The 14288-nt window shown below is 42.1% G+C and carries 13 protein-coding genes and 1 pseudogene; 4 read left to right on the top strand and 10 right to left on the bottom strand.

The features are described from left to right. Positions 1-711 precede the first annotated feature (711 nt). The 3 genes from EWV68_RS10210 to EWV68_RS10200 form a co-directional block, all read right to left on the bottom strand. Positions 712-1467, bottom strand: coding sequence for an ABC transporter ATP-binding protein (locus tag EWV68_RS10210; RefSeq protein ID WP_190722102.1), 756 nt, complete (start codon positions 1465-1467; stop codon positions 712-714). After that, positions 1468-2271: an ABC transporter permease gene (locus EWV68_RS10205; protein ID WP_004162880.1), complete on the bottom strand. Its 804-nt coding sequence runs from the start codon at positions 2269-2271 to the stop codon at positions 1468-1470. It abuts the gene before it with no gap. Positions 2272-2641: 370 nt separating this feature from the next. Continuing rightward, positions 2642-3517 carry an ABC transporter ATP-binding protein gene (locus tag EWV68_RS10200; protein WP_287169698.1) on the bottom strand — a complete coding sequence of 292 codons (876 nt, stop codon included), beginning with the start codon at positions 3515-3517 and terminating at the stop codon, positions 2642-2644. 160 nt (positions 3518-3677) lie between these two features. Here EWV68_RS10200 and EWV68_RS10195 point away from each other — a divergent pair, with 160 nt between their 5' ends. The 4 genes from EWV68_RS10195 (at position 3678) to EWV68_RS10180 (ending at position 6797) form a co-directional block, all read left to right on the top strand. Next, positions 3678-4178 (top strand): L,D-transpeptidase, encoded by a 501-nt coding sequence (locus EWV68_RS10195; protein WP_061432494.1) that lies wholly within the window; start codon positions 3678-3680, stop codon positions 4176-4178. Positions 4179-4383: 205 nt separating this feature from the next. Then, entirely contained in the window at positions 4384-4638 is a 255-nt protein-coding gene (locus EWV68_RS10190) for a SemiSWEET transporter (protein ID WP_008197533.1), read from the top strand. A 153-nt stretch (positions 4639-4791) separates the two neighbouring features. Next, positions 4792-6045, top strand: coding sequence for an FIST signal transduction protein (locus tag EWV68_RS10185; RefSeq protein ID WP_287169697.1), 1254 nt, complete (start codon positions 4792-4794; stop codon positions 6043-6045). Positions 6046-6083: 38 nt separating this feature from the next. Then, positions 6084-6797 (top strand): Uma2 family endonuclease, encoded by a 714-nt coding sequence (locus EWV68_RS10180; protein ID WP_287169696.1) that lies wholly within the window; start codon positions 6084-6086, stop codon positions 6795-6797. Here EWV68_RS10180 and EWV68_RS10175 read toward each other — a convergent pair. The 7 genes and pseudogenes from EWV68_RS10175 to EWV68_RS10145 form a co-directional block, all read right to left on the bottom strand. Further along, the gene (locus tag EWV68_RS10175) at positions 6794-7573 is read right to left on the bottom strand and encodes a DUF1350 family protein (protein ID WP_004162891.1); all 780 of its coding nucleotides are present in this window, start codon (positions 7571-7573) and stop codon (positions 6794-6796) included. The two genes, EWV68_RS10180 and EWV68_RS10175, sit on opposite strands and share 4 nt — an antisense overlap. Positions 7574-8069: 496 nt before the next feature. After that, positions 8070-8618 (bottom strand): response regulator, encoded by a 549-nt coding sequence (locus EWV68_RS10170; protein WP_287169695.1) that lies wholly within the window; start codon positions 8616-8618, stop codon positions 8070-8072. Positions 8619-8868: 250 nt separating this feature from the next. Next, a complete protein-coding gene (locus tag EWV68_RS10165; protein WP_287169694.1) occupies positions 8869-10647 on the bottom strand; it encodes a S8 family peptidase in 1779 nt (592 codons plus the stop codon). 135 nt (positions 10648-10782) lie between these two features. After that, positions 10783-11217 (bottom strand): VOC family protein, encoded by a 435-nt coding sequence (locus tag EWV68_RS10160; protein ID WP_004162898.1) that lies wholly within the window; start codon positions 11215-11217, stop codon positions 10783-10785. A 278-nt stretch (positions 11218-11495) separates the two neighbouring features. Continuing rightward, entirely contained in the window at positions 11496-12851 is a 1356-nt protein-coding gene (gene ovoA, locus EWV68_RS10155; RefSeq protein WP_061432488.1) for a 5-histidylcysteine sulfoxide synthase, read from the bottom strand. A 40-nt stretch (positions 12852-12891) separates the two neighbouring features. Beyond that, complete coding sequence (gene egtD, locus EWV68_RS10150) at positions 12892-13902, bottom strand: L-histidine N(alpha)-methyltransferase (protein WP_287169693.1); 1011 nt, start codon at positions 13900-13902, stop codon at positions 12892-12894. 274 nt (positions 13903-14176) lie between these two features. After that, positions 14177-14288, bottom strand: a pseudogene (locus EWV68_RS10145) (IS30 family transposase); the annotation flags it as partial.

Here is a 14288-nt window from a genome sequence, read left to right as displayed (position 1 = left end):
TTTTGACTGATAATATGACGTTCAACTAGCTTCATATCTTGATTATACCTGATAACGTTCTTAAAATCTATCGGTGGCCAAAGTTACTTATTTTAGCTATCTAGCTACAGAAATGAGTAACTTTAAAAGGCTTTAGGTAGGTTTTTGGTTTCTGTTTCTACCCCCCCTAGCTTCGATCGGCGAAAAATATTAACTTAGCTTATGTTACATATAAGTTTTATTTTGTCAATCCTTCTTTACAATTCGTAAAAATCTTGTTACATTTATTTACATGAACTAAAAGTTAAAGCAAAACAGCCAAGACAGCAAGCCAGTTCAGATTGTATCGGGGAGTATCAGACAAAATATGATTCCCTTAGTCCGAGACAATGGCAAAAAACTTGGCCTACTAGCTTAAAAAAGTTTTCGGGGTTTGGGTTTACCCCATTGACAGATTTGCTTGAGTTCTCCTACATAACTTAGCGCTACCTCGGCTGGACACCGAGGTTTTTTATTTGGTTACAGCGTTTTCGACTAGGTAGGTGGGTATTAAAAACTTTCAGATCCCCCCCTTATTAAGGGGGGATTAAGGGGGGATCGGCACCCCCCTTATCAAGGGGGGCAGGGGGGATCGAACCTAAAATCCATTTTTAATTTAATTATAACCAGCTACTTAAGTAAAACGTAGATACATTATTACTATCTAACAATTAATTGAGATTACCTACTTAATTAAAAATTAACTTCATTTTGATGCACGGAATCCAAATAAAACTTGATTACATCTTCCGATTTACCCTGACATTGCAACTGTCCCTTATTCAGCCAAATTGCTTGGTTACAGGACTCTTGAATTAAAGTCAAATCGTGGGAAACTACTAAAATAGTAGCGTTAGAATTCCAGAATTTTTTTAACCGTCGTTTACACTTATTTTTAAAACTTTCATCCCCGACGGAAAGGACTTCATCAAGAATAAGAATATCGGGGTGAACCTCTGTTGCGATCGCAAATCCTAAACGAGCCACCATCCCGGAAGAAAGAGATTTCACCGGCGCTCCCATATATTCTTCTAACTCAGCAAAGTCAAGGATATCTTTGGTTTTTTCCTTCATTTCCTGACGAGAAAATCCCAGCATTACCCCATAGAGAATAATATTATCTTTTACCGGTAAATCTGGATCAAAACCCGCTCCTAATTCAATTAGAGAGGCAATTTGTCCCCTGACTTTCACCTGTCCCTTTGTCGGTTCCAGAATACCACAAATAACTTTTAAGAGAGTAGATTTTCCTGCGCCATTAGCTCCAATGATACCTAATTTTGCTCCAGAATTAATGACTAAATCTATATCATCTAGAACTAATTTTTTGGCCGGTTGACGATATTTACCTTCAAGAATAGAGAAGATTGTCCTTTTTAGATCGTAGGAGAATTCTTCTTGAGTACGTCTTTCGAGAGACACTTGATCGAGTCGAATTACTTCTGTCATTTATAATAAATCCATAAATAAATGTCGCCAGAGTCGGAAGCAAGTCCAACCAATTCCTAAGATGATGATCCCACCGAGTAGAGATTGAAAAATCAAACCAAAATCCGGTAATCCGGGGGAAAGGGACAATTGGCGAATACTTTCGATTACTGGCAATAATGGGTTTAATAGCAGGAATGGTTGTACGGAAGGAGGAATAATTTCTGGGGGATAAAAAATCGGGCTGCTAATCCAAGCGACAAAACAAACAATTTCGTAAAAATAGGGTAAGTCTCTGAAGAAAACGTAGAGGGTACTGACAAAGAAACCCACTCCCGTGCAAACCAGAGAAAGACCGATCACAGGAAAAATCAGAGCAATTACATTAATTAAACTTTGAGATTTCCAGAGAGTTACTATAGCCAAAAGGGGAAAGATACTAATAGCAAATTGAAAAATATTTGCCACTACCATGGAAACGGGAAAGATGCTAACCGGCAGACGAATTTTATTTAGAATACTGCCATTACCGACGATACTAGGTAAAGCTTGGTTAGTGGAAGCATTAAAAAAATTTATTACTACTAAACCAGTGAAAGCCGCTAGGACATAGTTAACTATAGAATTATCAAAATAAGAGGCGAAAACCGTGCCGAAAATTGCCGTGTATAGTGCAGTCATAATCAGGGGATTTAACAAGGACCAGTAAACCCCCAGAAAAGAACCCCGATAGCGTCCCTTGAGATTACGTTCCACTAAAACACTAAGCAACTCGTAATATCGCCGCGCTGTTGACCATCTAGTTTTTGTCTGGAGATCGGTCATAGGGATAATTGTCATCTCGTCAGTATTCAGTGCTTCATTCTAAACGATTACCGTCAATTTTGTCTATCGATCGAGAGGGGAATCTAGTTTTTATCCAGTTCCCGATGACTCTCCCTCTCGGGAAAAAGTTCCCTTCCTAGGCCATTTATCTGGCTCAAAAAGCTTAAAAACCGCTAAAAGCCTCTTTTTTTAGGTTTGAACTCGGTTTTTAGGGACAGGCTCAGCTAATTGACCTAGACTCTAGCAGGTTTGCCAATAAAATAGACATCAGATAAGAGCCAAGAAATGCCGATTTAAACACAGTTAATCTCAGAAAAACCGGAGTCAAAAACCGATAACTGAACAACTTCCTAACAGCCAAACCAAGAATTTAATCTAATTGATGTCCCGTCAGTTCCACAAAGATATCTTCGAGGTTGGAAGGGCGACACATTACTCCAGTTTTATCGCTCAAACTGTCAAGATAGGCATTGGCATCAGCCACGGTGGGGAAGAATTTATAATCGATTTTATCGCCAACTTGTTTGATAACTAAACCCTCGCCATACTTAGTGCGAAAATCCGTTATAGTTCCTAATTCGATTAATTTGCCTGCGTCCATAATGCCAATTCTGCCCAGTTTTCCTGTGCCGTTATCCTGACAGAGAAATTCCACTTCTTCCATGTAGTGAGTGGTTAATAAAATTGTCATTCCTTGCTGGTTTAAATCGCGAATTACTTCCCACAAACGACGACGATTTTGGGGGTCTAAACCGACCGTCGGTTCATCGAGAAAGAGTATTTTTGGTTCGTGAAGAAGAGCGCGAGCAATCTGTAAACGTCGTTTCATCCCTCCGGAAAGAGTTTTGGCAAGGGCAGATTTTTGATCGCTTAAACTGACATAATCTAAATAGCGATCGATTAATTCCTGTCTCTGGGGATTGGGGATATGGTGCATCCGGCCGTGAAATTCCAGATTTTCCCAGACGGTTAATTCCCCATCAACGCTAATCTGTTGTAAGACTACCCCAATATTTTTCTTCACCTGATCGCGGTATTTTTTGACATCATACCCCGCCACTGCGATTTCTCCTTGACTTGCTTCGGTTAGGGTGATAATCATGCGGATTGTCGTCGATTTTCCCGCACCGTTGGGACCGAGTAAACCAAAGATTTCCCCTTTTTCGATGGTAAAGGAAAGCTCGTTAACTACTGGGAGATTGTTATAGATTTTAGAAACGCGATCGAGAGCAATAGCGGCGGTCATAGTTACAAAAGTTAATATTCCAGCTAGGGATTAGTGTAACCGAATTAGCCCAACTCGACTCCGATTTTATCCTCCCCCCCCGCACTCACCATATCGACGGTTTGACATCCTCACAATCAGATTAGAATACAGATAAAAATTTTGACTTTGCTGGTATCAGATGCGAGTTTTGCTGCCGATTCTCTGTTTATGTCTAGGAATAGGGGAATTTTTCCTCAATCCCCCCATTAGTCTCGGTAATTCCCCCCCCGCAACCACGGTAATCCGAACGGAAACCCGTTTGCTGCTGAATTTAAAAAAAAGACGGGTTTTTGTTTACCAAGGACAGAAAATAATTGCATCTTACCCAGTGGCGATCGGTCGTCCGGGTTGGGAAACCCCGACGGGACGATTTAGGGTGATTCAGATGGTGCGGGAACCGGTCTGGGAACATCCTTTCACCGGGCAACTGGTGCCATCGGGAAAAAACAACCCCTTAGGGGCGCGTTGGATCGGATTTTGGACCGATGGCGCGAATTTTATCGGTTTTCACGGTACACCCCAAGAAAATCTCATCGGCCGGGCCGTCTCCCACGGTTGCGTCAGGATGCGCGATCGAGATATAAAGGCTTTATTTGAAAAGGTACAAATCGGCACTTCGGTGATAGTAATCGCTCAATAAGTAGAAGCTGCTGAAAAAGTTTCTTGGTGGGGTTAGGAGTTGGTCGTCGGTCGTCAGTCCTGATGAAAAAATTTTCACCCCCACAGATGAAAGAGGTTTCCTTCCCTACACCCTACACCCCACACCCTACACCCTCTTTCAAGTCAGGAGTAATTTAGATAGTCAACAGTTTAAAATGAGAGAAACTGAGCAAAGAGGATAATCGGTGAATATTATTGAACTAATCGGGATCGTGGCGGGAATATTAACCACTGTCTCCTTTTTACCCCAAGTGATTAAAACTTGGCGTTATCGTTCGGCTAAGGACTTGTCCCTAACTATGTTTATTTGCTTTTGTCTGGGGGTTTTTCTTTGGCTCATCTACGGTCTTTATATGAGCAGTAAACCGATTATTATCGCTAATTTTGTGACTTTTATCTTAGCGGGGACAATTCTCTATTTTAAGATTAAATATGATTAAAATAACTGACAATCCCTTGCGGCCCTATTGGCTCACGTCATGACAATTCTACAATTTATTGCGCCATCTAGGGGCGCGGATAGGATTTTTAGGTTAATTTATTGTTAAGATGATCATCTTTGACCATTGAGACCAAATTTGGGGTCAAGAAACATGAGCGATCGCATCGAGTGGATTAATGCCCTATCAACCCGTCCCTCCCTAGAAGCAGCGGTGACGGAGGTAGTAGAAAAAGTGCAAGATAAATTAGTTGGATCGGCAGATCTAGCCATAATTTTTATTTCTTCTGCCTATGCCAGCGACTATCCCCGTTTAGTTCCCTTAATCTTGGATAAACTCCCTGTTCCTGTGCTGATCGGCTGCGGTGGCGCGGGGATTGTCGGCATGGATGACAGGGAAAAAGCGCGAGAAATCGAAGCGAGTCCAGCTTTAAGTCTCACCGTCGCCCATTTGCCCAATGTGGAAGTACAGCCTTTCTATATCGAAGCGGCGGAAATGCCCGATCTCGACAGTTCCCCCTCTAGTTGGACAGAATTATTAGGGGTAGAAGCGGCCAAAAATCCCCAATTTATCCTTTTAGCCGATCCTTTTTCCAGTCGCATCAATGATCTGTTAGAGGGTTTAGATTTTGCCTACCCCGGTTCGGCCAAAATCGGCGGTTTAGTCAGTGGTGGCATGATCGAACGTTCTGGGGGTCTATTCTACCACGATCAACAAAAACCCCGTAATACCTATCTCTATCGTCAGGGAACCGTAGGAATCGCCCTTTCTGGCAATATTATCGTCGAAACTATCGTCGCCCAAGGTTGTCGTCCCATCGGACCGATTTATCAGGTGAGTGAGGGAGAACGCAATATTATCATCTCCATGACCGGTAAAGGGGCCGATGGGACTTCGCAACCACCTTTAAATCTACTGCGGGATTTAATTGCCTCCTTGAGCGAAAAAGACCGAGAATTAGCGCAACACTCCCTTTTTATCGGTATTGCTAGGGATGAGTTTAAAATGCAGTTGCGGGCCGGAGATTTCTTAATTCGCAATGTTTTGGGAGTAGATCCTCGTCAAGGTGCGATCGCAATTGGCGATCGAGTTCGTCCGGGGCAGCGGGTACAATTTCACCTGCGCGATGCCGACACTTCCGCTCTAGATTTAGAATTACTTCTGCAAGCTTTTCCCCAAGAAAAACCCGCTAGTTCAGATATACTAGGAGCTTTGATCTTTTCCTGTCTCGGTCGCGGGGAAAATCTCTACGAAAAACCGGACTTTGATTCGGGTCTTTTTCAGCGTTATTTCGCCAATGTTCCCCTCGCTGGCTTCTTTGGCAATGGAGAAATCGGGCCAGTGGGCGGTCGCACTTTTTTACACGGTTATACTTCGGCTTTTGCCCTCTTTCGTCAGGGAATTTAATGCTATACTAAATAGTTAGTACGCTAGGGAGTAGAACGATGGTAAAAGCGATATCTTTCTCTGAGTCGGAGATTATCTATCCCGATAGTGATGGTAAACCGATGGCCGATAATACCAAACAGTTTCGCTGGATCGTGACGATCAAGGAAAATCTCGAATGTTTATTCGCAGACAATGACCATGTGTTTATCGCCGGCGATCTGTTGTGGTATCCAGTCGAGGGGGATAATAAAATCTGTCAAGCGCCGGATGCTATGGTGGTGTTTGGCAGACCCAAGGGCGATCGAGGTTCCTATAAGCAATGGTTAGAGAACCAGATTGCGCCGCAGGTAGTCTTTGAAATTCTCTCTCCGGGCAACACTAAAGCGGAAATGCGCCGAAAATGGCAATTTTATCAGCGTTTTGGCGTAGAAGAATATTATCTCTACGATCCCGATGCTAATTATCTACAGGGTTGGTGGCGCAGGGGTGATCAATTGGAGATGATTGCCGCGATCGATAATTGGCAGAGTCCGCTTCTACAGATCCGTTTTCAACTGGAGAGTCCCCAGTTAGCTATTTTTTATCCCGATGGCTCCCGGTTTTTGACCACCCTAGAAATCAAGCAAAAAGCGGAATTAGCCGAACAAAGGGCCAGGACTGCCGAACAGCAAGCCCAACAGGAACGACAACGGGCCCAGGAAGCTGAGGCAAAATTAGCCCGCATAGAGGCGCAATTACGGGCAATGGGGATTAATCTAGAGGAAAGCTAACGAGAGGCCGGAAGGACGGGATTTAACCAGTGGAGAATCTCATCTTTGAGACGGGAATTATCCCGGGCAAGTCCCTGTTTTAACCATTGGCCGATCGCATCGAGGGGAGTAAATACTTCTCCGGTTTGCCAACTGACATCTTGACTCAAGGGAGTGAGATGATTGCCCGGGAGAGTTCGCAGGGCAATTAAATCATTAAAGCGTTTTTTTAGCAGGGGATTTAATACCAGAGATTGATCGATCGTGTCGTCTTGAAAACGGATTAAAAGATTGCGACGAATGGCATAATCTTGGAAAATTAACTCGTTTGTTTCTTCGGGGGAAGGGGTAAATTCGAGGTTAAAAGTGGTGTCAATTTGCAAAGGTTCGATAAAGGGAATAGCTCGACGAATGGGATAATTATTAAAGGAAATGAGGATATTTCCCGCCCGTTCCACTTCGTAGAGACTACCGATTAATAAATGTAGTTTACACCCCATACTGTGACCCAATCCGTAGATGGGGAGATAACCTTGGGGCAGACTATGATTCCAGCGCAGACGTTCAATAATATTATCAAAACGGTTTAAAACTGTGCGGGCGATCGATTTATGATCGAGGGTATTAACAAAGGGAGTAGCAACAATAGCGTATCCTGAATTCCCAAGACTTTCTAATAACCAACGATAGGTAATATTCGGGGCCGCCGCCACAAATGCCCCCCCTAAAAAGTGAATGATACCCCGGGGACGACGGGGGAGAAAAACCCAATTACCTGCTATTTCTTGCCAATTCATAATTAGTTAGGGTTTGCTTAAAAAGTCTATTGGTGGGGTTAGGAGTCAGGAGTCAGTAGTCAGTAGCCAGTCGTTTCAGGCTTTGTTATCCTTCTTTTTGTACCAACTTATGTACTGCATTAAGAATAATGCAAGGTTTTTGAATGTCCCAATCCTATTTTCGCAGCATGAACATCGGATTTTAACAGGTCAAAAGCCTTATTTTAAAAGGGTTTTACCATTATTCAGCAAGCCCTAGTTATCAGTGAATTAATACTAAATCTGGTTATTAAAAACTGATTATTTATTTCCCCTTTTGCCTTTTGCCTGTTGCCTTTTGCCTCCCCTCTATAAGTAGCCTATACTCAACGGATTTAGTATTAGTCACTCACCAAATAAAGACTACTTCATATTATCCTAAATCCTGTTTAAAAGGGATAGGAGATTAGCCAGAGATTGGCACCGCCAGATAAGGATAACTGCTGGCCCAAGTCATCAAAAATCGGGCTGAATAGTTCTAGGCCAGTTTTTTCTTAATAAAAGCCACTAATTGAGACATTTGTTTCTTCATAGTTTCCATTTCTGTTTGCATTTGGGCAATTTGGGTCCGGAGAGTCTGAATATCGGTGCTATAATCCCCGGTGAGTTCCTCTAGTTTCGGGCTAAAAACTGTTGGTTTGGGGGAATATTGTTTGGCCTTAGCCCTCGCTTCTTTAATCGCTTGTAGCAATTGTTTTTGGTCGAAAGGCTTCTCAATAAAGGCAAAATGCTGGAAAGGTTCGGGGATTTTCTCTACTACCTCCTCTTTCCGTCCCGACATTAACACTAGGGGGATACTTTTGAGATTATCTTCGGTTTGGATTTGCTGAAACACCTCCCAACCGCTCATTTTCGGGAGAAGGAAGTCCAAAATAATCAAATTCGGGTTTTCGGTACGGATGAGATTATAACCCTCTAATCCGTCTTTAGCTTCGAGAAATTCAAAGTTACCCTCTGGTAACATATCGCGAACGTGCATCCTGATCACTTTACTGTCATCGATAACGAGAATTTTATGATTTGACACGATAGACACCTTAGAAAAGAGACAATAGATAAACTCGATGATTCGAGGGGGTATTGGGGGAAACTTTCGAGATAGGGATTGGGGATTCCCAAAAAACCCTTAGAAACTAACATACACCATAAAGAAAAAACCTCGGTTAATGTCCGAGGCTGCTGTTGTAGGAGAACTCAATGCAAAACAAAAGGAAGATACCAAAACCAAAGAGGTTTTTATCGGTAAATCACCCTTATTGTCCCATTGTAACCCCTGTTTAAGCGTATCGGGATGAAGTAGCACTTTTTAGGGCTAAATAACCTAAACCGAGACATAAAAGCGCATTTACGCCCAAAAATGTCCGAGCGATCGTACCAGAACCTAACCAGATCAGAGTAGGATGGATAACAGCACTGATACCTAAAGTCACCGCCATGGCTAAAGATACCCCCACCGCTAACCATTTTGCTTGGGGATGACCCAAAAGCAGAGCAATCAGGACAAAGGGCAGGATAACACTAGCAAAAAGCGGATTAAGGGCAGAACTTCCCTGAATAACACCTCCTAGGTCGGAAAGAGAACTCCCCATCACTCGGAAAGGCCATTGGGGTAAATCGAAGATATAAAGACCTCTGAGGAAAAATAAGCCAGAACTGCCAAAAATTAGACCAGCATTCAAAAATCCGTTCCAGGAGAAGGGAAAATAACTTCTTAGCCACCAAGCAAGAAGATAAGAACCCAAAACCATGGCCATTTTGGGCAAAACCGCCACCGCGCCGCCATCAATCCAGAAACGGGGATTGAGATAACCGTTATCGCGCAACCAACGCCAAAAATCCCGGAAAGTAATCTGTCCTTTCAGGGCCAATTGTAGGGCATTGCCCGCGTCTAATTGTCCGGCCCCAAAATGATTAAAGGGATCATCATTGATCTTACGGGCCGACTGTTGCAAAACCTCTAAAACTGCATTGGGTTCTTTAATTCCCGCAGCCTTGATTAAAGCTACCACCCCGGCAACGTGAGGGGCAGCCATGCTGGTTCCCTGAAAACCGAGGAACGCCGGTTCCCCCCCCTTAGCTGGATCGATGGTTTCTTGGACAATTTTACCCGTATCGGAGCCGCCTGGGGCAGCAATATCGATTCCGGCCCCGAAATTAGAATAGGGGGCTTTATTTCCGGAGGCATCTACCGCAGAAACGCCGATAACGTGCGGAAAACGGGCGGGATAGGCGGCGGAATTATCATCGGCATTACCGGCAGCGGCGACGATTACCACACCTTTACTATAGGCATATTCGATCGCCTCTTTCATTACTTGGGTTTCACCTCCACCCCCTAAACTCATATTGATGACATCGGCTTTATTATCGACGGCAAAACGGATCGCTTCGGCAATATCTCCCACGGTTCCCCCACCCGTCCCGGAAAGCACCTTGAGGGGCATAATTTTGGCTTTGTAGGCGATGCCGGCCACCCCGTAGTTATTATTGGTCGATTGGGCAATTGTTCCCGCTACATGGGTTCCGTGACCGTTATCGTCCTCGGCATTGCTGCGATCGTTGACGAAGTCGTAGCCTTCGACAAACTCGGTTTCTCGCAGATCGGGGACTTTTGATACACCTGTATCAATGACAGCGACGGTGATCCCTTCACCGTGATTTTCTTCCCAAGCGCGTTCGATGTTAATTCCCCTCAGGTTCCACTGTTTGCTATAGTCGGGGTCATTGGGGGCGATAAAAGCATGATAAATATAATCGGCTTCGATCGATTCGGTGTATTTTTTTAGGTCGGAATTGCGGAGATTTTTCAGGAGTTTGCTATCTCCATCGATAATGTAAAGATGTTCATCGATGGAAAAAATACTATTTAAACTGGTGAGTTTTCCCGCTTTTTTGTTGATAGCATTTAACTGCTCATCGAGTACGCTGACAGGTATATCGTCTTTAAAGTCGATCAAAATTGATTGATATTCGCCACGATTTGCTAATCCAGTAAAGTTAAAGAGAGCAAATCCTAGACCGATAATGAATAGGGTTAACAATAAAAGTTTTTTCATAGATTTCCTAAGAATTGATCATTGCCAGCCAAGGTTTTTTTAGTTTTGATGAGAAAATCTGAGCGAAGTTCCCCTATTTTTGTCTCGATTGAGGAGAGGACTAACCAGTTACAAAAAAGTCACCTGTTGTTTATTTTAAGCTCGATCGCCGATCGCTGTTAATTCCCGACTGGCAAAAATAGCTTCGTAGTGGCGATAATGTTTAAATTCCAGGAGATTATAGAAAGGATCCTCCAGGAAAAAGGTTTTATGTTCGGTTATCTCCCCAGTAAAGCGAGTTTTTGGTTCTAGATAAAATTTTAGTTGATTGACTCGCGCTTTTTCGAGAAGATTGTCCCAATCGCTGGCATCCGGCAGAATTAGACCAAAATGGCGAGGATAAATGCTATTTTGGGGAGTAAGAGGCATTTCGGTGACGTGAGCGACTACCTGATGACCGGAGAAATTTAAGATAATCGCTTTCTCGGTTTCTCTTCCCGCTAAACAACCTAAACCATCACAGTAAAAGCTTTTAGCACTGGACACATCGGTAATCGGAATAGCGAGATGAAAAATTGCAGGTTGATTCATGGTGATCGATTTTATCCGCGCTCTACTAGGTTCTATTGTAGCGATCGAGGGGCAACTGTTACAGGAATTTTTTGAAAAATTGGCAATTACCTAAAGTTTGCAGAATAAATCTAAAAACCTTGTTGGATAATATCTTTAGGCTTTTTTGACATCAAAAAGTGCTGGCCTTTGCAGTAATCGGGGGGGAAAATTAGGCACTTTTTCCCTGAAAATTAGGTAATTGACCCCCTGAAAATGGGTAAAACCCCACACCCCACACCCCACACCCCACACCCCACCTAAAGACTTTGTGCGATTCTAAAACCAGCGTGTTGATAAAAATTCCGGCGAAACCAATTGCGATAGTAGGGTAGGATTTCTGTGCCGTTAGTCACCCAAGCTCCTCCTAACATCATTTTATGTTGACTATTAAAGAAAGGAGTGGAATTGTCAGCATAGAGGTAATGGGGTTGAAAGTCAGTTAAGGGATTAAAATCATCTTCTAGCCATTCCCAGACGTTACCCCGTAAATCATAAATGTCTGAGTTATTGCCCGCATTTTTTAACATTCCTACGGGAGTGGGAGAACAGAATTTTAAATTGAGGTTATAGTCATCAAAGTTATCGTTTTCTAGGGTATAACATCGATTTTTTTGACTGCCATAGGTGACTAAATTCCACTCAGCTTCCGTCATTAAACGTATTCCTTGACCTTGAAAACGACAGTAGGCGATCGCTTCATAATAGTTAACTTCTACTGGCCAATCAAGAGGTAAATCGAGAGCATCAAACATGGCTCGATATTGATAATTTCCTCGCTCATCTACCAGCCAAAATTTAGGATATTTGACTCGGTAATGATTTTTCCATTGCCAAGCTTCTTCATCCCAATAGCTGGGATTTTCGTAGCCACTATTATCGACAAATTCTTTAAATTCTCCGTTGGTAATCATATATTTACTCACCAGAAAATTGTTAACTTGAACTTGACGATAACCATACTCATTATCCCAACCATAAATAGGAGAATCTTGGGGTTTACCAATTTCCACTATTCCCCCAGAAACCGCCACCATTTGGTTAGGATAAGCTTGACCAAAAGAAGGGGCATAATGCCACCCTTGAGGACGTTGCAGATGCTCTAAGGGCAGTTGTCTGAGTAACATTGAAGATGTTTCAAAGTGAACACGCTGATGCTCAATCCCCATCATTAATGACCAGAGAGAATGCTGAGGATGAATAGGAAGATTAAGGGGGATATTTTTAATTATTTCGACCACAATTTCATAGACTTGTTGCCGATATTCCCAAACCTTAGCCACCCCGGGCCACTGAATATGGGCGATAGCAGAGTTTAATTCTGCGGGAGTTGCCGGATCTACTCCCACTCCAAACAATAATTCGTAGTCAGGATTAGGGCTTTTTTTTAATAGGTTAACCAGCTGCAATTTATTCAGATAAAAAGCGGCAGCATGACCTAAATAAAAAATCAGGGGATTTCTTAAATCGTCAGGGTTACAATAAAAAGCTTCTTCTTTGATGATGCTTTTTAACAGCATATCTTCTAATTGCCAAGCATTTTCAAAATATTCCAGTAGATTTTCTCGACTACATTTATTTAGAGATATAGGAGCCTGTGCTTGAATCTTTTCCATGTTTTTATGCCTCTATTACTGATGAGAATGTTTTCGTTATTTACAGGTATAACTGACAGAGAATTAACCCGAATAAATTTTCAGGATCGGTGAAAACCCTAAGCGGTTTTAATCCCTTTGATTCTAGGTCTTTTTCCATAGTTTCTAGGTTAAATTTACGCGAAATTTCTGTCAAAATACTTTCTGATGCTTGAAAATTAACTGTTAAATCGAGTTTTTTAAGATGAACATGGTGAGTTTTTTGACAAATTAAATACATTTCAATTTGGGATTTGTCTTGATTATAGATAGCTTGATGACTAAATAAATCAAGGTTAAAATCAGCTTGAAAACGCCAATTTAAATGGGAAAGCATATTTAAATTAAAAGCTGCTGTCACCCCTTGAGCATCATTATAAGCTGCTTCTAAAATTGCCGCTGGTTTTTGGAGATCAATCCCTAATAAAAAATAATCTCCAGCTTTTAGGACAGTGGCAATTTCTTCCAAGAATTTATCACATTCAGATGCAGAAAAATTACCGATCGAACTTCCCAAGAAAAAAATCATTCTGGTATTATAGGAAGTGTTCTGATAATAAGCTAAGGCCTGTTCATAGGTTCCAATTAACCCCTGAATGGGTAAATTAGGATATTCTTTTTGTAATTCTATGGCACTAGCTTGGAGAATAGTTTCACTAACATCGATAGGTACATATTTAGAGGATTTTTGTTGCCGATAATAAGCGTCCAATAACAGACGAGTTTTAGTGGAACTACCACTACCTAATTCTATCAATTCGCAGACCCCTGTATAGGCGACAATTTCTTGAGCATATTCTTGGAGAATAGCGGCTTCTGTCCTAGTAGGATAGTATTCTGGCAATTGACAGATTGCTTCAAAAAGTTGGGAACCTTGCCGATCATAAAAATATTTAGATGGCAAACTTTTTGGGGTTTTAGTTAATCCTTCAATCACATCTTTGCCATCATCTTTAACCATGTTTTGTCCCGTGGCACCGGTGGCTAAATACTCAATTTGTAACAGTTCTTGTTTAGATGGGTTAAGTTGCATAGATTCTCCGATTATTCTCCAGTTTTTTGATTGTTCTCGATCGATGCCGAGGATGAAATCCACTTTGACAGCTTGAATACTGGCAGCGATTATTGTTCTTTGGTAATTTTACCACTAAAACGCCGCAAAATTTACCTCTTGTCTAGATAGACAAAGTTTATGGATGGTAAATAAAAGCTGTTAAATCCATCGAGATGGGTGCTGATATTATCCAAGCAAAATTACCGTTTCAATTAATCAGTAAAGATTGCATTTCCTCTAAGGTAAGGCCAATTCAAGTCTGAATTGCATCACTGTCTGATCTACCTTTATAGAATACCTCATTCGGGGTACGATAGTCAAGACATTTTCGAGGACGATTGTTAATCAAGTTTACGGCTATTTCC

Source organism: Microcystis sp. M_QC_C_20170808_M9Col (genome assembly GCF_007095495.1).
Taxonomy (GTDB): domain Bacteria; phylum Cyanobacteriota; class Cyanobacteriia; order Cyanobacteriales; family Microcystaceae; genus Microcystis; species Microcystis aeruginosa.
The sequence above is the reverse complement of the archived record's forward strand: the minus strand, read 5'-3'. Positions and strand labels throughout refer to the sequence as shown.